This is a genomic window from Streptomyces sp. bgisy130, from assembly GCF_057708345.1.
Window position 1 is genome coordinate 41,848 of record NZ_JBYISA010000011.1, and the last position, 20,422, is coordinate 62,269.

The 20,422-nt window shown below is 70.0% G+C and carries 16 protein-coding genes; 10 read left to right on the plus strand and 6 right to left on the minus strand.

What is annotated here, in order from left to right; translation table 11 throughout:
• Nucleotides 1-54 precede the first annotated feature (54 nt).
• From AC3EUV_RS16980 to AC3EUV_RS17015, 8 genes are all read left to right on the plus strand, one after another.
• Complete coding sequence (locus tag AC3EUV_RS16980) at nt 55-978, plus strand: carbohydrate ABC transporter permease (protein ID WP_432142783.1); 924 nt, start codon at nt 55-57, stop codon at nt 976-978.
• Entirely contained in the window at nt 978-1,943 is a 966-nt protein-coding gene (locus AC3EUV_RS16985) for a carbohydrate ABC transporter permease (RefSeq protein ID WP_432142782.1), read from the plus strand. The genes AC3EUV_RS16980 and AC3EUV_RS16985 overlap by 1 nt, the downstream gene beginning before the upstream one ends.
• 331 nt (nt 1,944-2,274) lie before the next feature.
• Nucleotides 2,275-3,474 carry an ROK family transcriptional regulator gene (locus AC3EUV_RS16990; protein ID WP_432142781.1) on the plus strand — a complete coding sequence of 400 codons (1,200 nt, stop codon included), beginning with the start codon at nt 2,275-2,277 and terminating at the stop codon, nt 3,472-3,474.
• 140 nt (nt 3,475-3,614) lie between these two features.
• On the plus strand, nt 3,615-4,709 hold the full coding sequence (locus AC3EUV_RS16995) for a substrate-binding domain-containing protein (protein WP_432142780.1): 1,095 nt from the start codon (nt 3,615-3,617) through the stop codon (nt 4,707-4,709).
• Between the two features lie 318 nt (nt 4,710-5,027).
• Nucleotides 5,028-5,828 (plus strand): ATP-binding cassette domain-containing protein, encoded by an 801-nt coding sequence (locus AC3EUV_RS17000; RefSeq protein ID WP_432142779.1) that lies wholly within the window; start codon nt 5,028-5,030, stop codon nt 5,826-5,828.
• The gene (locus AC3EUV_RS17005) at nt 5,825-7,147 is read left to right on the plus strand and encodes a sugar ABC transporter permease (protein ID WP_432142778.1); all 1,323 of its coding nucleotides are present in this window, start codon (nt 5,825-5,827) and stop codon (nt 7,145-7,147) included. The genes AC3EUV_RS17000 and AC3EUV_RS17005 overlap by 4 nt, the downstream gene beginning before the upstream one ends.
• A 218-nt stretch (nt 7,148-7,365) precedes the next feature.
• On the plus strand, nt 7,366-9,417 hold the full coding sequence (gene dxs / locus AC3EUV_RS17010) for a 1-deoxy-D-xylulose-5-phosphate synthase (RefSeq protein ID WP_432142777.1): 2,052 nt from the start codon (nt 7,366-7,368) through the stop codon (nt 9,415-9,417).
• Between the two features lie 196 nt (nt 9,418-9,613).
• Nucleotides 9,614-11,140 (plus strand): amino acid permease, encoded by a 1,527-nt coding sequence (locus tag AC3EUV_RS17015; protein ID WP_432142776.1) that lies wholly within the window; start codon nt 9,614-9,616, stop codon nt 11,138-11,140.
• A 171-nt stretch (nt 11,141-11,311) separates the two neighbouring features.
• On the opposite strand, the gene AC3EUV_RS17020 is transcribed toward AC3EUV_RS17015, so the two are convergent.
• The 3 genes from AC3EUV_RS17020 to AC3EUV_RS17030 all read right to left on the minus strand — a co-directional run bounded on the left by AC3EUV_RS17020 (nt 11,312) and on the right by AC3EUV_RS17030 (nt 15,165).
• Nucleotides 11,312-11,704, minus strand: a complete 393-nt coding sequence (locus AC3EUV_RS17020) for an NYN domain-containing protein (RefSeq protein WP_432142775.1) — start codon at nt 11,702-11,704, stop codon at nt 11,312-11,314.
• A gap of 102 nt (nt 11,705-11,806) precedes the next feature.
• Nucleotides 11,807-13,942 carry a 3-hydroxyacyl-CoA dehydrogenase NAD-binding domain-containing protein gene (locus AC3EUV_RS17025; RefSeq protein WP_432142774.1) on the minus strand — a complete coding sequence of 712 codons (2,136 nt, stop codon included), beginning with the start codon at nt 13,940-13,942 and terminating at the stop codon, nt 11,807-11,809.
• A complete protein-coding gene (locus AC3EUV_RS17030; protein ID WP_432142773.1) occupies nt 13,939-15,165 on the minus strand; it encodes a thiolase family protein in 1,227 nt (408 codons plus the stop codon). Before AC3EUV_RS17030 ends, AC3EUV_RS17025 begins: the two co-directional genes overlap by 4 nt.
• A 250-nt stretch (nt 15,166-15,415) precedes the next feature.
• On the opposite strand from AC3EUV_RS17030, the gene AC3EUV_RS17035 reads away from it, so the two are divergent.
• Entirely contained in the window at nt 15,416-16,102 is a 687-nt protein-coding gene (locus AC3EUV_RS17035; RefSeq protein ID WP_435603243.1) for a PepSY domain-containing protein, read from the plus strand.
• A 54-nt stretch (nt 16,103-16,156) separates the two neighbouring features.
• On the opposite strand, the gene AC3EUV_RS17040 is transcribed toward AC3EUV_RS17035, so the two are convergent.
• From AC3EUV_RS17040 to AC3EUV_RS17050, 3 genes are all read right to left on the minus strand, one after another.
• Complete coding sequence (locus AC3EUV_RS17040; protein ID WP_432142771.1) at nt 16,157-17,431, minus strand: HRDC domain-containing protein; 1,275 nt, start codon at nt 17,429-17,431, stop codon at nt 16,157-16,159.
• Between the two features lie 77 nt (nt 17,432-17,508).
• Entirely contained in the window at nt 17,509-18,171 is a 663-nt protein-coding gene (locus AC3EUV_RS17045) for a response regulator transcription factor (protein WP_018088879.1), read from the minus strand.
• 344 nt (nt 18,172-18,515) lie between these two features.
• A complete protein-coding gene (locus AC3EUV_RS17050) occupies nt 18,516-19,172 on the minus strand; it encodes a DUF3000 domain-containing protein (RefSeq protein ID WP_432142770.1) in 657 nt (218 codons plus the stop codon).
• Nucleotides 19,173-19,319: 147 nt separating this feature from the next.
• Between AC3EUV_RS17050 and hemE the strand changes: the two genes are divergently transcribed.
• Nucleotides 19,320-20,387, plus strand: a complete 1,068-nt coding sequence (gene hemE / locus AC3EUV_RS17055) for a uroporphyrinogen decarboxylase (RefSeq protein WP_432142769.1) — start codon at nt 19,320-19,322, stop codon at nt 20,385-20,387.
• Nucleotides 20,388-20,422: the final 35 nt, after the last annotated feature.

Here is a 20,422-nt window from a genome sequence, read left to right on the forward strand (position 1 = left end):
GTTCGATGCGGTACCGGCGGCGGCACGCGCAGGCAGAGAACGGGATCGGTAGTCATGAAACACGGTAAGTACCGTTTCATCGCGGGATTCTTGGTCCTCCCGCTGGCGATTTACGCGATCTTCGTGATCTCGCCCTTTGTGCAGGCCATCTACTACTCCTTCACGGACTGGACCGGACTGAGTCCGGACATGAAGATGGTCGGCTTCGATAACTATGCGCGCCTCTTCCAGGACGAGGTCTTCTGGTCCGCCGTGGGCAACAGTGTGACGTTGTTGCTGCTCCTGCCGGTGGTGACGCTCTCGCTCGGGCTCTTCTTCGCCTTCATGCTCAACGTCGGTGGCCGCCGCCGGAAGAAGGCGGTCATCGGCGGAGTGCGTGGCTCGGGCGCCTATAAAATCCTCTACTTCTTCCCGCAGGTGCTGTCGGTCCCGATCGTCGCGCTGCTCTTCCAGTTCGCCTACAACCCGGAGAGCGGCGCACTCAACGCCTTCTTCGACGCGATCGGGCTCGACGGTGTGCAGCCGGACTGGCTGGGCGATCCGCAGATCGCGCTGTGGTGTGTGATGGCCGCGATGGTGTGGGCCAATGTCGGCTTCTATGTCGTGCTCTTCTCCGCCGGTATGAGCTCCATTCCGAAGGATTTCTACGAGGCCGCGCTGCTGGACGGCGCGAACCGCTTCAACACCTTCTTCCGGATCACGCTGCCGCTGCTGTGGGACACCGTCCAGACCGGCTGGATCTATATGGGCATTCTCGCCCTGGACGTGTCGGCCTTCGCCTTCGTGCAGATCATGAGCGTCGGTCCGGGCGGCCCCGACTATGCGACCGAGGTCCTTCCGCTGTACGTGTACCAGAAGACCTTCCGCGACGGGCAGGCCGGATATGCGACCGCGATCGGCGTTTCCCTGCTGATCGTGACCCTCGTCTTCTCGGCCGTCGTCATGCGGTTGGGCCGGCGCGAGCGACTGGAGTTCTGATGAGTGCGCAGACCGACCCCGCGGACCTCCCGGGGGTGACGAAGGAGCACACACCGGCTCCGGACGCGGCGCGGCTGCCCGGCCCGCGCGGCGGCCAGGCGCGGAAGGACGGCACAGGCCCCGGCGGCGGGAGTGCTGAGGGCAAGGTCCTCAATGTCTTCTCGCACGGAGTCCTGGTGATCTGGGGCCTGTTGGTCACCATGCCGCTGCTGTGGGCGGTGGTGAGCTCCTTCAAGGACGACAGCGAGATCTTCGGCTCGCCCTGGGGGCTGCCGTCGGTCCTGCACTTCGAGAACTGGTCGCGCGCCTGGGACAAGGCGAACATGGGCCAGTACTTCCTCAACTCGCTGATCGTCGTGGGCGGTTCGCTGATCGGCACGATGCTGCTGGGGTCGATGGCGGCGTATGTCCTGGCCCGCTTCGACTTCCCCGGCAACCGCTTTCTGTACTTCCTGTTCGTGGGCGGGATGGGCTTCCCGGTCATCCTGGCGCTGGTCCCGCTGTTCTTCGTCATGAAGAACATGGCGCTGCTGGACACGTACCACGGCCTGATCCTGGTCTATATCGCCTACTCGCTGCCGTTCACGGTCTTCTTCCTCAGCGGGTTCTTCCGGACGCTGCCCACCTCGGTGGCCGAGGCGGCGCTCATCGACGGCGCCTCGCACACCCGCACCTTCTTCCAGGTGATGCTGCCGATGGCCAAGCCCGGCCTGATCAGCGTCGGCATCTTCAACTTCCTCGGCCAGTGGAACCAATATCTGCTGCCGACGGTGCTCAACGTCGGTGAGCCGGACAAGAAGATGCTGACGCAGGGTCTGGTGGCGCTGGCGGTGAGTCAGGGCTACAAGGGGGACTGGTCCGGTCTGTTCGCCGGGCTGACGATCGCGATGCTGCCAGTGCTCGCCGCGTACATCATCTTCCAGCGGCAGGTGGTGGCCGGTCTGACGGCCGGCGCACTGAAGTAGGGAGGCGGGGCCGGAGGCCGGAGGGCCGGCGGTCCGGCGCCCACCGGCTCCCGGCGAAAGATTTGCGCCACCTTGGCATGCCCTACGGCACGCCTCCCCGGGCGGCTCCGCGACGGCGGGGCCGCCTTCGCGGGTATCCGGATCAGCCGCTTCCCGATCATGCCGGGCTCAACGCCTTGACGAGACTTCCCGGCGGGCGTTCTGCTTAGAGTTCACATGTTGAATCGATGGCCGCCCCCCGACGATGTGGGTGCGGTCGGCGGGCGGTCGTCGTGCCTCCCCAGCTGCCGCTGGGAGGCGTCCCCGGCCCCAGACGGGAGTGGATGAGTCGATGGAGACTCCAGGGTCGCAGTCCTCGCTGCACCGGGCCAATCTGGAGCGAGTCGTACGCGCGGTGCGTATGGCGGGCTCACTCACGCAGGCGGAGATCGCCCGGAGCACGGGGCTGTCCGCGGCCACCGTTTCCAACATCGTTCGCGAGTTGAAGGACGGCGGAACCGTTGAGGTGACGCCGACCTCGGCGGGCGGGCGGCGGGCGCGCAGTGTCTCGCTCTCCGGCGATGCGGGCATCGTCGTGGGGGTCGATTTCGGGCATTCCCATCTGCGGGTGGCGGTCGGCAACCTCGCCCACCAGGTGCTCGCCGAGGAGGCCGAGCCGATCGATGTGGACGCCTCCGCCGCCGAGGGCTTCGACCGGGCGGAACAGCTGGTCAACCGGCTGATCGCGGCCACCGGGATCGACTCCGGCAAGGTCGTCGGCGTCGGCCTGGGCGTGCCGGGGCCGATCGACGTCGAATCCGGGACGCTCGGCTCCACGGCGATCCTGCCGGGCTGGACGGGCACGAACCCCGGCCAGGAGCTCTCGGGGCGCCTCGGGGTGCCCGTCCACGTCGACAACGACGCCAACCTCGGCGCGCTGGGCGAGCTGGTGTGGGGCGGTGGCCGCGGGGCCGCCGACCTGGCGTACATCAAGGTCGCCAGCGGTGTCGGCGCCGGGCTGGTGATCAGCGGGCAGATCTACCGCGGGCCGGGCGGCACGGCGGGCGAGATCGGGCACATCACGCTGGACGAGGCCGGCCCGGTGTGCCGCTGCGGCAACCGTGGCTGCCTGGAGACCTTCACCGCGGCCCGGTACGTCCTCCCGCTGCTTCAGCCGAGTCACGGGCCCGATCTGACCATGGCGCGGGTGGTCCAGCTGGCCCGTGAGGGCGACCCTGGCTGCCGCCGGGTCATTGCGGACGTGGGGCGCTATATCGGCAGTGGTGTGGCAAATCTGTGCAATCTGCTCAATCCCAGCCGAGTGGTGCTCGGCGGGGATCTCGCCGAGGCCGGTGAGCTGGTGCTGGCGCCGATCCGTGAGTCGGTGTCGCGGTACGCGATCCCCAGCGCGGCACGGCAGTTGGGCATCGTCCCCGGCACGCTCGGCGGCCGGGCGGAGGTGCTCGGCGCGCTGGCGCTGGTGCTGAGCGAGATGGGCGATTCGACCCTGCTCGACGGGGTACAGCCGGCAGATGCTCCCGCCCTGGCGTGAGCGCGCTGAGTTCACACAGCTAACGCATGGCACCGTTGTCATCTCGTTAAGGATTAACTCCTTGACGGTCGGCTGGCGGCCGAGTTGACTTCCAGCCACCTCGGCCGCAAGGACGCGGCCTCGTCAGGGAGGCAACCCCAATGAACGTTTGGACGCGTCGCGTCGTCATAGGCACCGCCGCTGTCTCGATGGCGCTCTCCGTGGCCGCCTGCGGCAAGGCCGGTGACGGCGCCAAGTCGGGTGGCGGCGACAACAAGACGATCGGTCTGCTGCTGCCGGAGAACAAGACCACCCGCTACGAGACCTTCGACCGCCCGCTCATCGAGTCGAAGATCAACGCGCTGTGCAGCGACTGCAAGGTGCAGTACAACAATGCCTCGCAGGACACCGAGAACCAGAAGAAGCAGTTCGACGCGCTGATCACCCAGGGCGTGAAGGTGATCATTCTGGACGCCGTCGACTACAAGGCGACCAAGTCCTGGGTGAACCAGGCCGCCAAGAAGGGCGTGAAGGTCGTCGCCTACGACCGGCTGGCCGAGGGCAACATCTCCGCCTACGTGTCCTACGACAACGAGAAGATCGGCCGCCTCCAGGGGCAGGCGCTGGTCAAGGCGCTCGGCGACAAGGCCAAGGACAGCAATGTCGTCATGATCAACGGTTCGCCGACCGACCCGAACATGCCGTTCTTCAAGAAGGGCGCCCACAGCGTCCTCGACAAGCAGGTCAAGAAGATCGCGTATGAGCAGGACATCCCCGACTGGTCGCCTGACGAGGCCAACAAGAAGATGAGCGCCGCCCTCGACTCGCTCGGCAAGGACGGCTTCCAGGGCGTCTACTCCGGGAACGACGGCATGGCCGGCGGCATCATCACCGCGCTCAAGCAGAAGGGCGTGGACGTCCCGGTCGGCGGCCAGGACGCCGAGCTCGCGGGTCTCCAGCGGATCCTCAAGGGTGACCAGGCGTTCACCATTTACAAGCAGATCAAGCCGCAGGCCGACTCCACGGCCGAGATCGCGGTCAAGCTGCTCAAGGGCGAGAAGATCGACTCCTTGACGGACACCAAGGTCGACAGCCTCAGCGGCGAGGTCAAGGACATCCCGGCCAAGCTGTACGACGCGCAGATCGTGACCAAGGACAACATCGCCTCCACGATCCTCAAGGACAAGGTCTACAAGGCGAGCCAGATCTGTGCCGGCGACGCCAAGAAGGCCTGCGAGGCGGCCGGCATCAAGTAAGGCCCCGGGCCCTCCGGCGCCGGCTCCCCGGCCCGGTCCCAGGCCCCCGGCCCCGGGCTCCCGGGCAGACGGGGCCGCGCGGCACCGCCCCGCGGCCCCGGCCCGGCCCCTCCCTCCACCGGCCCGTATCCCGACGGGCCCGCACCCCCACCGGTCCGTATCCCGGCCGGCTCCCACCCGGCCCGGTCCGCGAGACCGGTCCCTACCCCTACCGGCCCGTACCCGCGCCGCCCGTCCCGGGCGCGGACGCCGGACCGTCCCCGCAAGCCCCCCGCTCCACGCACCACCATCCCCGCCGTTGTGACGGCGGCGAAGGAGATGATTCACGTGTCCGCTACGCCTGTGCTGGCGTTGCGCGGAATCTCCAAGCGGTTCGGTGCCGTCCAGGCACTCACGGACGTCACGCTGGAGATCCATCCCGGTGAGGTGGTCGCCCTCGTCGGCGACAACGGCGCCGGCAAGTCCACCCTCGTCAAGACCATCTCGGGTGTTCACCCGGTCGACGACGGCGCCATCGAATGGCAGGGCGCGACGGTCCGCATCAACAAGCCGCACGACGCCCAGGAACTCGGCGTCGCCACCGTCTACCAGGACCTCGCGCTCTGCGACAACCTCGATGTCGTCGCCAACCTCTTCCTCGGCAACGAGACCCGCACCGTCGGTGTTCTTGACGAGATCGCCATGGAGAAGCGGGCCAAGGAGCTGCTGGACACCCTGTCCATCCGGATCCCCAGCGTCCGGATCCCGGTCGCGGCGCTCTCCGGTGGTCAGCGGCAGGTCGTCGCCATCGCCCGGGCACTGATCGGCGACCCGAAGGTCGTCATCCTGGACGAGCCCACCGCCGCGCTCGGTGTCGAGCAGACCGCGCAGGTCCTCGACCTCGTCGAGCGGCTGCGGGAGCGCGGTCTGGGCGTCATCCTCATCAGCCACAACATGGCCGATGTGCAGGCCGTCGCGGACCGGGTCGCGGTGCTGCGGCTGGGCCGCAACAACGGTGTCTTCGACGTCGAGGGCACCTCCCACGAAGAGGTCATCGCCGCCATCACCGGCGCCTCGGACAACGCCGTGACCCGCCGCAAGGCACGCACGGACCAGGTGAAGAAGGAGGCCGGCGCGTGAACGACCTCACGAAGGAGCCCGCGGCGGGCGAGGACGCGGAGACCACGGACGCCGCCGCCACGGACACCCCCGCAGCGGACGCCGTCCAGGCGGCCGCCGTCGACCCCCGGCTGCTCGTCCGCGAACAGGGCTTCGCCGGCTATCTCAACGACTTCAAGCGCCGGGTGCGCGGCGGTGAGCTGGGCTCGCTGCCGGTCATCATCGGCCTGTTCGTCATCGCGGTCGTCTTCCAGCTCAAGAACAGCAGCTTCCTGTCCGCGGACAGCCTCGCCAACATCGGCGTCTACACCTCCGGCCTCGGCATCATGGCCGTCGGCATCGTCTTCGTGCTGCTGCTCGGCGAGATCGATCTGTCCGTCGGCTCGGTGGCGGGTGTCGGCGCGGCCGTGTGGGCCGTACTCAGCGTCACCAACGGCGTCAACGACTGGCTCGCGGTGCTGATCGCCATCACGACCGGTGTGGCGATCGGCGCCCTGCACGGGTTCTTTTTCGCCAAGATCGGAGTGCCGGCCTTCGTCGTCACCCTGGCCGGATTCCTCGGCTGGAGCGGCCTCCAGATCTGGATGATGGGCAAGGAAGGCTCCATCAACACGCCGAGCGGCAGTGTCGTGGAGAACCTCACCGGCTACTACTTCGAGGACAAGGGCGCCGCCTACGGCCTCGCGGTGGTCGCGGTGCTGGCCTACGCCGGATCGCTGCTGCTGGACAGCAAGCGCCGCCGGGCCGCCGCGCTGCCGTCCCGCCCGCTCAGCGAGATCCTGCTGCGCACCGGCGTGGTCGCGGTGCTCGCCTTCGTCGTCGCCTATGTCCTGAACGAGCCGGCCGGCGCCCGCGGTCTGCCGCTGGCCCTGGTGCTGTTCCTCGCGGTCCTGGTCATCGCCGACTTCGTGGTGCGCCGCACCACCTACGGACGGCAGATCTTCGCGGTCGGCGGCAACGCCGAGGCGGCGCGCCGGGCCGGCATCAATGTGAACAAGATCCGGATCAGCGTCTTCGCGGTCTCCGGCATGCTCGCGGCCTTCGGCGGACTGTTCATCGCCAGCCTCTCCGGTGGCGCCACCAAGAACCTGGGCTCCGGCAACACCCTGATGAACGTCATCGCGGCGGCCGTCATCGGTGGCACCAGCCTCTTCGGCGGCCGGGGCAAGATCTGGTCCGCGCTGCTGGGCATGCTGGTCATCCAGTCGATCCAGCAGGGCCTGAACCTGCTCGGCATGGCGAGTGAGATCCAGTACATGATCACCGGCGCGGTGCTGCTCGCCGCCGTGGTGATCGACTCGGTCTCCCGCCGGACGCAGAAGACGGCCGGACGTACCTGACCGCGCCGCTCGCACGACGTCGCCGGCCCCCACCGGGCATCATCCGGTGGGGGCCGGTCCGCGTGCGGTGACGACGCCGTGCGGTGTGCCGGAACCCGGTTCACCCGAGTGACATACATCGCAAGGCCCGGGCGTCGGCGCGGCGGGCGCGACATTAGACTCATCTGATCGGCAAGCTCGATCCACGGCAGCAGGCAGCAAGCAGCAAGGAGGCAGGGGTGCAGGAGGTGCCGCGCAAAGCGCGTCCGGCCGGGGCGGTGGCGGGCGACGGGAGGGCGCTGCTTTCCCGTATCAAGGGACCGCGCGATCTGGACCGACTGGACCCGGAGCAGCTGGAGCAGCTGGCGGGGGAGATCCGTACCTTCCTTGTCGATGAGGTGTCCAAGACCGGCGGACACCTCGGCCCGAACCTCGGTGTGGTCGAGCTGACCATCGCCCTGCACCGTGTCTTCGACTCCCCGAAGGACAAGGTCCTCTTCGACACCGGGCATCAGTCCTACGTCCACAAGCTGCTCACCGGCCGTCAGGACTTCTCCAGGCTCAAGGCGAAGGGCGGCCTGTCCGGTTACCCCTCCCGTGCCGAGTCCGAGCACGACATCATCGAGAACAGCCACGCCTCCACGGTCCTGGGCTGGGCCGAGGGCATCGCGAAGGCCAACGAGGTACGCGGCTGTGACGACCGGGTCGCCGCGGTCATCGGTGACGGCGCGCTGACCGGCGGCATGGCCTGGGAGGCGCTCAACAACATCGCCGCCGCCAAGGACCGCCCGCTCGTCATCGTCGTCAACGACAACGAGCGCTCCTACGCCCCGACCATCGGCGGCCTCGCCAACCACCTGGCCACGCTCCGCACCACGGACGGCTACGAGCGCTTCCTGGCCCGCGGCAAGGACCTGTTGGAGCGCACGCCCGTCGTCGGCAAGCCGCTCTACGAGACCCTGCACGGCGCCAAGAAGGGCCTGAAGGACTTCATCGCCCCGCAGGGCATGTTCGAGGACCTGGGCCTGAAGTACGTCGGCCCGATCGACGGTCATGACATCGAGGCGCTGGAGTCCGCGCTGACGCGCGCCAAGCGCTTCGGCGGCCCGGTCATCGTGCACTGCCTCACCGAGAAGGGCCGCGGCTACCAGCCCGCCCTCCAGGACGAGGCGGACCGCTTCCACGCCGTCGGCAAGATCCACCCCGACACCGGCCTGCCCATCTCCTCGGGCGGCAAGGACTGGACGTCCGTCTTCGGTGACGAGATGGTCGAGCTCGGCAAGGAGCGCAAGGACATCGTCGCCATCACGGCGGCCATGCTCCAGCCCGTCGGCCTGGACAAGTTCGCCAAGGCCTTCCCCGACCGCGTCTTCGACGTCGGCATCGCCGAGCAGCACGGGGCGGTCTCCGCCGCGGGCATGGCCACCGGCGGTCTGCACCCGGTCTTCGCGGTCTACGCCACCTTCCTCAACCGCGCCTTCGACCAGGTGCTGATGGATGTCGCGCTGCACAAGTGCGGCGTCACCTTCGTGCTGGACCGGGCCGGGATCACCGGCACCGACGGCGCCTCGCACAACGGCATGTGGGACATGTCGATCCTTCAGGTCGTCCCCGGTCTGCGGATCGCCGCGCCGCGCGACGCCGACCAGGTCCGCGCCCAGCTGCGGGAGGCCGTCGAGGTCGATGACGCGCCCACCGTGGTGCGCTACTCCAAGGGCGCCGTCGGCCCCGCCGTGGAGGCCGTCGGTCGCGTCGGCGGCATGGACGTGCTGCGCGAGCCCGCCGAGGGTGTCACCCGGCCCGACGTCCTCCTGGTGTCCGTCGGCGCGCTCGCCCCGATGTGCCTGGAGATCGCCGACCTGCTGGACAAGCAGGGCATCTCCACCACGGTCGTCGACCCCCGCTGGGTCAAGCCGGTCGACGCGGCGCTGCCGGGGCTGGCCGCCAAGCACCGGGTCGTGGTCACCGTCGAGGACAACGTCCGTTCCGGCGGCGTCGGTTCGGCCGTCGCCCAGGCGCTGCGCGACGCGGGTGTGGATCTGCCGCTGCGCGACTTCGGCATCCCCGAGCAGTTCCTCGACCACGCCTCCCGCAAGGAGGTCATGGCGGAGATCGGGCTCACCGCACCGGACATCGCCCGCCAGGTCACCGGCCTGGTCTCCAAGATCGACGGGCTGCCCCAGCCCCCGCTCCGGCCGGCCGCGGAAGCCTCCGCCGACGACACCGCGGACGCCTCCGAGGACGCCCGCGCCAAGGGTGCGGCCGAGCCGGCCGAGGCCACCCGCGACTGATTCCGCCGACGGCACGATGGGCCGGGCCGGTCATCCGTACGGATGTCCCGCCCGGCCCATCGGCATACGTACGGCCGCACCCCATCGGGTGAATCCCCTCCGTCCGGAGGCCCGCCAAAGCTGACTGTTTCCAGACATTGCGGAGACTCGGTCAGTTCAGGAGAGTTGCGAGGGTCGTCCAGGCGGAGGTTCGCCCATGAGCACACAGCACGGCACACCACACGATTCACGCCGCAATCGCGGTCTGTTCCGGACGAAAACTGTAGAACAGTCGATCCGGGATACCGAGGAGCCGGAGCACACGCTCAAGAAATCCCTGTCGGCGCTCGATCTGACCGTCTTCGGTGTCGGTGTCGTCATCGGCACCGGCATTTTCGTCCTCACCGGAAAAATCGCCAAGGAACAGGCCGGGCCCGCCGTCGCACTGTCCTTCGTCGTCGCGGGCGTGGTCTGCGCGCTGGCGGCGCTGTGTTACGCGGAGTTCGCCTCCACCGTGCCGGTCGCCGGATCGGCCTACACCTTCTCGTACGCCTCACTGGGGGAGCTGCCCGCCTGGATCATCGGCTGGGACCTGATCCTGGAACTCGCCCTGGGCTGTGCGGTGGTCGCAGTCGGCTGGTCCGGCTATGTGCGCTCCCTGCTGGACTCCGCCGGACTGCATCTGCCGGCCGCGCTGTCCGGCACCCATGAGGGGCGGTTCGGCTTCGATCTGCTCGCCTTCCTCCTCGTTCTGCTGCTGACCGCCATTCTGGTGTTCGGGATGAAACTGTCCTCGCGGGTGACGGCGGTGGTCGTCGGGATCAAGGTCACCGTCGTCCTGCTGGTCATCATCGCCGGTGCCTTCTTCATCAACGGCGCCAACTACACACCGTTCGTCCCGCCCAGCGAGCCCAGCGAAGCCGGCGGCGGACTGGCCGCCCCGCTGTCCCAGCTGATGTTCGGCTTCGCCCCGGCCAACTTCGGGACCATGGGCATCTTCGCCGCGGCGGCCGTGGTCTTCTTCGCCTTCATCGGCTTCGACATCGTGGCCACCGCCGCCGAGGAGACCCGCAACCCGCAGCGCGACGTGCCACGCGGCATCCTCGGCTCACTGGCCATCTGCACTCTCCTCTACGTGGCCGTGTCGATCGTCGTGACCGGTATGCAGAAGTACAGCAAGCTCTCCACCGACGCCCCGCTCGCCGACGCCTTCAAGGACCTCGGGCACCCCTTCTACGCGGGCGTGATCAGCTTCGGCGCCGCCGTCGGCCTGACCTCCGTCAGCATGATTCTGCTGCTCGGCCAGAGCCGGGTGTTCTTCGCGATGAGCCGGGACGGGCTGCTGCCGCGGGCCTTCTCCCGCTCCCACCCGCGGTTCGGCACCCCCTACCGCTCGACCATCGTGCTGGGCGCCGTCGTCGCCGTCGTCGCCGGTTTCACCTCGATCGACGAACTCGCCGAACTCGTCAATATCGGCACCCTGTTCGCCTTCGTCGTGGTCGCCGTCGGCGTCATCCTGCTCCGCCGCTCCCGGCCCGATCTGCCCCGCTCCTTCCGCACCCCGCTGGTACCGCTGGTGCCGGTGCTCTCGGTGGCCGCCTCGGTGTGGCTGATGCTCAATCTGCCCGCCGAGACCTGGGTCCGGTTCGCCATCTGGATGGTGCTCGGCTTCGTCATCTACTTCGTGTACGGGCGCTCCCACAGCCGCCTCGGCCTCCGCACCCGTAAGCCCGCCAAGGACTGACGGCCGCGCTCTCCCGGGTCCCTCCGCTCGGCCCCGTATGCCGCGCCCGCCGTGGCATACGGGGCACGACCACCTCACCTGCCGGCGACGAGCCCGGCCAGGTGGTCCAGCGAGTTGCGGAGATGATCCGGGCCGAACGGCGGGAACCGGATGTGGACAGGAAGGCAGGCCCTAATCCCCGCCGCGCCCCCGCCCCCACACCGCCCGCGGGCCCGTCACCCGGGCGCCCAGTGCCTGGACCCGGTCCCGTAGTTCGCGGTCCGCGGTGACCACCAGGCAGTCCCGGCCGGTGCCCTCGTCCGCCACCAGTTGCACGATCCGGTCGTCGCCGCTGCCGGCCGCCGGGACCACCCGGACGCCCTCGACGGACGCGACGCCGCGCGCCGCGCCCTCGACCACCAGCACCATCTCCAGGGGCGGCGGCACCAGCCCCGGCAGCCCCCTGGCCGCGTAGCCGGGCAGCGCGTCGCGCAGCCGCTCCGCCGCGCCGTGCCGGTCCCGCCACCAGCCGTCGGGCACCGAGCCGACGACATTCGCGGCATCGACAATGACCAAGGAATCCATGGCGCCACCCTCCCATGCCGGGCCGCCACCGGACCCGGGCACACGAAAGCGCGGGCCGGCTCCGCCGAGCCGGCCCGCGCCTTCGCTGTCAGCTGTGCACCCTTAGGCGGGCACGCTCGCGATACCCGGGGCCAGGAACTTCTTGCCCCGCACCCGCTCGGAGACACCGGCACGGTCCAGGTACGGCGTGATGCCGCCCAGGTGGAAGGGCCAGCCGGCGCCGGTGATCAGGCACAGGTCGATGTCCTGCGCCTCGGCGACCACACCCTCGTCCAGCATCAGGCCGATCTCCTGCGCGACGGCGTCCAGGACACGGTCGCGGACCTGCTCCTCCGTCAGCACCGAGTCGCCCTGCTTGAGCAGCGCGGCGACCTCGGGGTCCAGCTCCGGCTTGCCGGAGTCGTAGACGTAGAAGCCGCGCTTGCCGGCCTCGACGACGGCCTTGAGGTTCGGGGAGACCGTGAAGCGGTCCGGGAAGGCGCGGTTGAGCGTCTCGGAGACGTGCAGACCGATCGCCGGGCCGACCAGCTCCAGCAGCACCAGCGGGGACATCGGCAGACCGAGCGGCTCGATGGCCTTCTCCGCGGTCTCGACCGGGGTGCCCTCGTCGATGACGTTCTGGATCTCGCCCATGAAGCGGGTCAGGATGCGGTTGACGACGAACGCCGGGGCGTCCTTCACCAGCACCGCGGTCTTCTTCAGCTTCTTGGCGACACCGAACGCCGTGGCCAGCGAGGCGTCATCGGTCTTCTCGCCGCGGACGATCTCCAGCAGCGGGAGGATCGCGACCGGGTTGAAGAAGTGGAAGCCGACGACCCGCTCGGGGTGCTTCAGCTTCGACGCCATCTCGGTGACCGACAGCGAGGAGGTGTTGGTGGCGAGGATCGCGTGCGCCGGAGCGACGGCCTCGACCTCGGCGAACACCTGCTGCTTGACGCCGATCTCCTCGAAGACCGCCTCGATGATGAAGTCGGCGTCGGCGAAGCCCTCGGCCTTGTCGAGGACACCGGAGACCAGGGCCTTGAGGCGGTTGGCCTTGTCCTGGTTGATCCGGCCCTTGCCGAGCAGCTTGTCGATCTCGGCGTGGACATAGCCCACACCCTTGTCGATGCGCTCCTGGTCGATGTCGGTCAGCACGACCGGCACCTCCAGGCGGCGCAGGAACAGCAGGGCCAGCTGCGAGGCCATCAGACCGGCGCCGACGACGCCGACCTTGCTGACCGGACGCGCCAGGTTCTTGTCCGGCGCACCGGCGGGCCGCTTGGCGCGCTTCTGCACCAGGTTGAACGAGTAGATGCCGGCGCGGAGTTCGCCGCCCATGATCAGGTCCGCCAGGGCCTGGTCCTCGGCGTCGAAACCGGCCTGGAGGTCGCCGTCCTTGGCGGCCGCGATGATGTCCAGCGCCCGGTAGGCGGCCGGGGCGGCGCCGTGCACCTTGCCGTCGGCGATGAACCGGCCCTTGGCGACGGCCTGGTCCCAGCCCTCACCACGGTCGATCTCGGGGCGCTCGACGGTGACGTCGCCCTTGAGGACGTTCGCCGTCCAGATCAGCGACTGCTCCAGGAAGTCCGCGCCCTCGAAGATCGCGTCCGCGATGCCGAGGTCGAAGACCTGCCGGCCCTTGAGCTGCTTGTTCTGGTTGAGCGAGTTCTCGATGATGACCGAGACGGCCTTGTCCGCGCCGATGAGGTTCGGCAGCAGCGCACAGCCGCCCCAGCCGGGGACGAGACCGAGGAAGACCTCGGGCAGCGAGAAGGCGGGCGCGGCCTGGGAGACCGTGCGGTACGAGCAGTGCAGCCCGACCTCGACGCCGCCGCCCATCGCCGCACCGTTGTAGTACGCGAAGGTCGGCACGGCGAGCGCGGACAGCCGCTTGAAGACCTCGTGGCCGCCCTTGCCGATGGCCAGCGCGTCCTCGTGCTTCTTCAGCAGCTCGACGCCCTTGAGGTCGGCGCCGACGGCGAAGATGAACGGCTTGCCGGTGAGGCCGACGCCGACGATGTCGCCGTCCGCGGCCTCCTTCTCGACCTGGTCGATCGCGGCGTTGAGGTTCGCCAGCGAGCCGGGGCCGAAGGTGGTCGGCTTGGTGTGGTCGAAGCCGTTGTCGAGCGTGATCAGCGCGAACTTGCCCGCGCCGTACGGCAGATCGAGGTGGCGGACGTGCGCCGACGTGACGACCTCGTCGGGGAACAGCTCGGCCGCACCCTTCAGGAGTTCGGCGGTGGTGGTGGTGCTCACTTGTCGCCTCCGGCGTCCTTGTGGTTCGGGTTCTCCCAGATGACCGTCGCGCCCATGCCGAAGCCGACGCACATGGTGGTCAGGCCGTAGCGGACCTCCGGCTGCTCCTCGAACTGCCGCGCCAGCTGGGTCATCAGCCGCACGCCGGAGGAGGCCAGCGGGTGGCCGAAGGCGATGGCGCCGCCGTACTGGTTGACGCGCGCGTCGTCGTCCGCGATGCCGTAGTGGTCGAGGAAGGCGAGCACCTGCACGGCGAACGCTTCGTTGACCTCGAAGAGGTTGATGTCCTCGATGCCCAGGCCCGCCTTTGCGAGCGCCTTCTCGGTGGCCGGGATCGGGCCGTAGCCCATGACCTCGGGCTCGACGCCGACGAAGGCGTAGGAGACCAGGCGCATCTTGACCGGGAGGTTGTGCTCCCGGGCGAAGTCCTCGGAGGCGATGATCGAGGCGGTGGCGCCGTCGTTGAGACCGGCGGCGTTACCGGCGGTGACGCGGCCGTGCGTACGGAACGGCGTCTTCAGGCCCGCGAGGTTCTCCAGGGTCGTCCCCGGACGCATCGGCTCGTCGGCGGTGACCAGGCCCCAGCCCGTCTCGCCGACCTCCGCGTTGGTGTTGCGCACCGAGACCGGCACCAGATCCTGCTGGATCTTGCCGTTCGCGTACGCCTTCGCCGCCTTCTCCTGCGAGCGCACCGCGTACTCGTCGGCGCGCTGCTTGGTGATGTGCGGGTAGCGGTCGTGGAGGTTCTCCGCCGTCATGCCCATGAACAGGGCCGACTGGTCGACGAGCTTCTCGCTCACGAACCGCGGGTTCGGGTCGACGCCCTCACCCATGGGGTGGCGGCCCATGTGCTCGACACCACCGGCGATGACGGCGTCGTACGCACCGAAGGCGATGGAGCCGGCGGTCGCCGTGACGGCGGTCAGCGCACCGGCGCACATGCGGTCGATGGAGTAGCCGGGGACGGACTGCGGGAGGCCCGCCAGGATGCCGGCCGTGCGGCCGATGGTCAGACCCTGGTCACCGATCTGGGTGGTCGCGGCGATGGCGACCTCGTCGATCTTCGCGGGGTCCAGGGCCGGGTTGCGGCGCAGCAGCTCCCGGATGGCCTTCACGACGAGATCGTCGGCGCGGGTCTCGTGGTAGATGCCCTTCGGGCCCGCCTTGCCGAACGGGGTGCGGACGCCGTCGACGAAGACGACGTCCCTAGCGGTACGAGGCACGTTGGCTCTCCTCCAGGTGCGGGATGGCACTGCTGCTGCGGGGCGCCCCGGAGGGCGCTTCACACCGACATGCTACTTACGGGTAACCAAGCTGCACACCCCCACCGCCCGGAGCGTTGAAGGTCACACCCGGCGGACGCCCCGGCGGCCGGGCGGCGGCGCCACAACCGGCGGAAACCGGCGATCGAAAAGAGCCGAATACCGTCGGGTCTTGGCGCAATTCATCCCATCACACACCTAAAGTGCGCATATGGATACGAATAGGAGTGGTGTCGTGGTCCGGCGCGGACGTCCGGCGGGGCCGCGCACGATCGGACTGGTCTGTGCCGTCGCCGCCGCGGGCGCGCTGCTGTCGGGCTGTGGGAACAGCGACGACACGGCAGGCCCCCAGAGCGCGCCCTCGCGGGCGGTGCCCGCCACCGCGGCCTCGCCGAGCGGTTCGCTCAGCGCGGACCAGGCTCAGCGCAAGGCCCTGATCTCCAAGGTCAAGACGGACTACGAGCAGGCGCTGAAGGCGGCGATCGCGGCCGTCCCGTCCTCGGAGGCGATCGCCGCGGAACTCAAGGGGACGCCCGCCAGCCCGTATTGGGCCACCGTGGTCGCGACGACCGACGGGACGGCCTACGCCGTGCGCGTCGACGCGGTCTCCGGCACGGCCCAGAAGCCGCAGCCCCAGTCGGACGACCCCGATGACAAGCAGCAGCTGGCCGCCCGGCTGTCCAAGGCCACCGTCACCGCCCAGCAGGCCGCGCAGACGGCGACCGCGAAGACCAAGGGCACCGTCACCACCATCGAGCTCGGCGACGCCGACCACGGCAACAACGACACCGTGGCGTGGACGGTGGGCGTGGTGACCCTCGACGACTGGAACGAGACGACCTACGAGATCGACGCGACCAACCGCAAGGTCCTGTGGATGCACGTCGATCAGGACTGAGCGACCGCCCCACCTGCCCCGGGCCGGAGTCTTGCTCCGCCCGGGGCAGTCGCGTCAGCCGGCGTCCGTCAGCAGCGCCTCGGTGAGGATCGGCGCGACCTGCTCGATCTGCCAGGGGCGCGCGCCGTGGCCGGACAGCACCTCGGCGACCGTTTCCCGGGTCGGCTCGGCCGGCGGCTCCCAGCACAGCCGGCGCACCGTGTCCGGAGTGATCAAGTTCTCCTGCGGGAGATTCAGGTTCTCGGCGAGCGCGGTGACCGCCGTGCGGGCGGCCGACAGCCGGGCCGCGGCGGCCGGGTCCTTGTCGGCCCAGGCGCGGGGCGGCGGCGGGCCGTTGAGCGGCTGGCCGGGCTGCGGCAGCTCGCTCTCGGGCAGTGCACGGGCGCGGTCCACGGCGGCCTGCCACTGCTCCAGCGCCCGGCGCCCCATCCGGTGGCCGAAGCCGGGCAGCCCCGCCAGCGCGTGACTGTTCGGCGGCAGGCTCAGCGCCGCCTCCACGATCGCGGCGTCCCCGAGCACCTTCCCGGGCGAGACATCGCGCCGCTGGGCGACCTGGTCACGGGCCGTCCACAGCTCCCGTACGACCGCCATCTGACGGCGCCGGCGGACCTTGTGCATGCCGGACGTACGGCGCCAGGGGTCCTTGCGGGGCGGCGGCGGGGGAGCGGCGGCGATCGCCGCGAACTCCTGCCGGGCCCACTCCAGCTTCCCCTGCTGCGTCAGCTCCTCCTCCAGCGCGTCCCGCAGATCCACCAGCAGCTCGACATCGAGCGCGGCATAGCGCAGCCAGGGCTCGGGCAACGGGCGGGTGGACCAGTCGACGGCGGAGTGGCCCTTCTCCAGGGCGAAGCCGAGCACGTTCTCGACCATGGCGCCCAGGCCGACCCGGGCGAAGCCGGCCAGCCGCCCGGCCAGCTCGGTGTCGAACAGCCGGGTGGGGACCATCCCTATGTCACGCAGACACGGCAGGTCCTGGGTGGCGGCGTGCAGCACCCACTCGGCGTCGCCGATCGCCTCCCCCAGCGCCGACAGGTCGGGGCAGCCGACCGGGTCGACCAGCACACTGCCGGCGCCCTCGCGGCGCAGCTGTACGAGGTAGGCGCGCTGACCGTAGCGGTAGCCCGAGGCCCGCTCGGCGTCGACGGCCACCGGGCCCGTACCGGCCGCGAAGGCGGCCACGACCTCGGCGAGTGCCTCGTCCGTGGCGGTCACCGCGGGGATGCCCTCGCGGGGCTCCAGGAGAGGGACCGGCGCCGGTCGGGGGTCCGGAGGCGAGTCTCCGGTTGCTCGCAGTGTCGTGTCTGCTGCGGTCTTTTGGGCGTCGGTCACCAGTCAAGGGTATCTGTGTATGCACGTCGCCCGTCGAGGGAACGTTCCCTCGACGGGCGAGCCGGTCATGTGGACGGTCAGTGAATGATGCCGGTGCGCAATGCGACGGCTACCATTCCGGCCCGGTCGCCGGTGCCGAGCTTGCGGGCAATACGGGCGAGATGGCTCTTGACGGTCAGCGCCGACAGCCCCATCGAGACACCGATGGCCTTGTTGGACTGGCCCTCCGCCACCAGCCGCAACACCTCGACCTCGCGCCCCGACAGCTCCCGGTAGCCGCCCGGGTGACCGGGGGCGCCCGGGGGGCGGCGCTGCATACGGGCCGCGTTGGCGCCGATGGGCGAGGCGCCGGGGCGGCCGGGAAGGCCCAGGTTGGTGCGGGTGCCGGTGACGACATAGCCCTTGACGCCGCCGGCCAGGGCGTTGCGTACGGCACCGATGTCGTCGGCCGCGGACAGCGCGAGGCCGTTCGGCCAGCCCGCCGCCCGGGTCTCGGACAGCAGCGTGAGGCCGGAGCCGTCGGGAAGGTGGACGTCGGCAACGCAGATGTCGCGCGGATTGCCGACGCGGGGACGGGCCTCCGCGATCGACGACGCCTCGATCACGTCGCGCACTCCGAGGGCCCACAGGTGGCGGGTGACGGTGGAGCGCACGCGAGGGTCGGCCACGACGACCATGGCCGTCGGCTTGTTCGGGCGGTAGGCGACCAGGCTCGAAGGTTGCTCGAGAAGAACAGACACCGGGCCTCCTGGGGGGAGTGGCGGGGGACGGACGCCGACTTGGGGGAGCCGGAATGATCCGTGTTTGAAGGGTCACTGACCTCTTCGGCAGTAATCCGGCGGGACTTTAGACTTTGATCACGATTTAGTTAGGGGCAATTCGGGCAAATCGGATGCGTGATCGATCAGGGTGAGTGCCCGGTGCGCACCGAGATGATCAAAGCCGTACGAGATGCCGCCCGGACCTCGTCAGCGGACCTCGTCGCCGGACCTCTTCAGCGGAGCCGGCGGGGTGGGCGGGCAGCGAAACGATCACCGGGCCGACGGTGTGCGAACACCGCGGCCCGGTCCGGGAAGTGCCGAATTCAGCGGGGCTGGGCGCCGCGGCGCTGCGGCAGCGGGACGATCCCGGCGCGCGTCGTCATGTCGAGCGGGGCCGGCGGCAGGCCCGCGACCTGGCACAGCAGATCGCACCACGCCGACAGATGCGCCGCCAGATCCGGCACCCCGCCGGGGCCCTCGGCCGGCGTCCAGGACGCCCGGATCTCGATCTGGGTCGCCGGCTCACGCGCCGCGAGCCCGCCGAAGTAGTGCGAGCCGGCCCGGGTGACCGTCCCGCTCGGTGCGCCGTAGTGCACCGAGCGCGCGTCCAGCGCCCCCGTCAGCCACGACCAGGACACCTCCGGCAGCAGCGGATCGGCGCCCATCTCCGGCTCCAGCTCCGCCCGCGCCAGCGTCACCACCCGGAACGTGCCGTGCCAGGCCTCGTCCCCGGCCGGGTTGTGCAGCACCACCAGCCGGCCGTCCGCCAGATCCCGGTCCTCGCCGTCCGGACCGGCGCCGCGCTCGACGACCGCCGCCTCCAGCGCGTACGCGAACGGGGCGAGCCGTTTCGGGGCGGGTGTCGGGTCGATCTCGATCTCCGGCCGCAGTCGTGCCGCGCGGAGCGCCTCGACCGCCTGACGGAAGGGGATCGGGGCCTCGTCCGCGCTGTCCGCGAGGTGTTCGTGAGCCGCAGCCATGCCCGGAAGATTAGGCGGAACCGGGCCCGCATACGGGGAGGACACCCGGTGCGCGCGTCGCCCATTCGGAGGCGCCCCCGGGCGCATGTGGAGATATCGGCCACCTGCCCCGATCGGCGGACGGGCCGTCGTGCGAAGATTTGGGGCGTGAGCGCCAACAACCAGGCCACGGGCCAGCAGCAGACCGCTACGTACGACTCGGCTTTCCTCAAGGCCTGCCGACGGGAGCCGGTGCCGCACACCCCGGTGTGGTTCATGCGCCAGGCGGGGCGCTCGCTCCCCGAATACCGCAAGGTCCGCGAGGGCATCGCGATGCTCGACTCGTGCATGCGGCCCGAGCTGGTCACCGAGATCACCCTCCAGCCCGTGCGCCGCCACAACGTCGACGCCGCCATCTACTTCAGCGACATCGTCGTCCCCCTCAAGGCCATCGGCATCGACCTCGACATCAAGCCCGGCGTCGGCCCGGTCGTCGAGAACCCGATCCGCACCCGCGCCGATCTGGAGCAGCTGCGCCCCCTGGAGACCGGTGACGTCTCCTACGTCACCGAGGCCATCGGCATGCTCGTCCGCGAGCTGGGCGGCACCCCGCTGATCGGCTTCGCCGGTGCGCCCTTCACGCTCGCCAGCTACCTCGTCGAGGGCGGCCCGTCGCGCAACCACGAGCGCACCAAGGCCCTCATGTACGGCGACCCGCAGCTGTGGGCCGACCTCCTGGACCGGCTCGCCGACATCACCGCCGCCTTCCTCAAGGTCCAGATCGCGGCCGGGGCGAGCGCGGTGCAGCTCTTCGACTCCTGGGTCGGCGCGCTCTCGCCGGCCGACTACCGCCGCTCCGTGATGCCGGCCTCCGCCAAGGTCTTCCGCGCCGTCGAGGGCCTGGGCGTGCCGCGGATCCACTTCGGTGTCGGCACCGGTGAACTTCTCGGTCTGATGGGCGAGGCGGGCGCGGATGTCGTCGGCGTCGACTGGCGGGTCCCGCTGGACGAGGCGGCCCGCCGGGTCGGCCCCGGCAAGGCGCTCCAGGGCAACATCGACCCGGCCGTGCTCTTCGCCCCCCGCGAGGCCGTCGAGACCAAGGCCCGTGAGGTCCTCGACGCCGCCGCCGGCCTGGAGGGCCACATCTTCAATCTCGGCCACGGCGTCCTGCCGACCACCGACCCGGACGCGCTGACCCGCCTGGTCGAGTACGTCCACACGCAGACCGCGCGCTGAGCGGAACCACTCCCGCCCCCGGGGCGTCGTCGGGA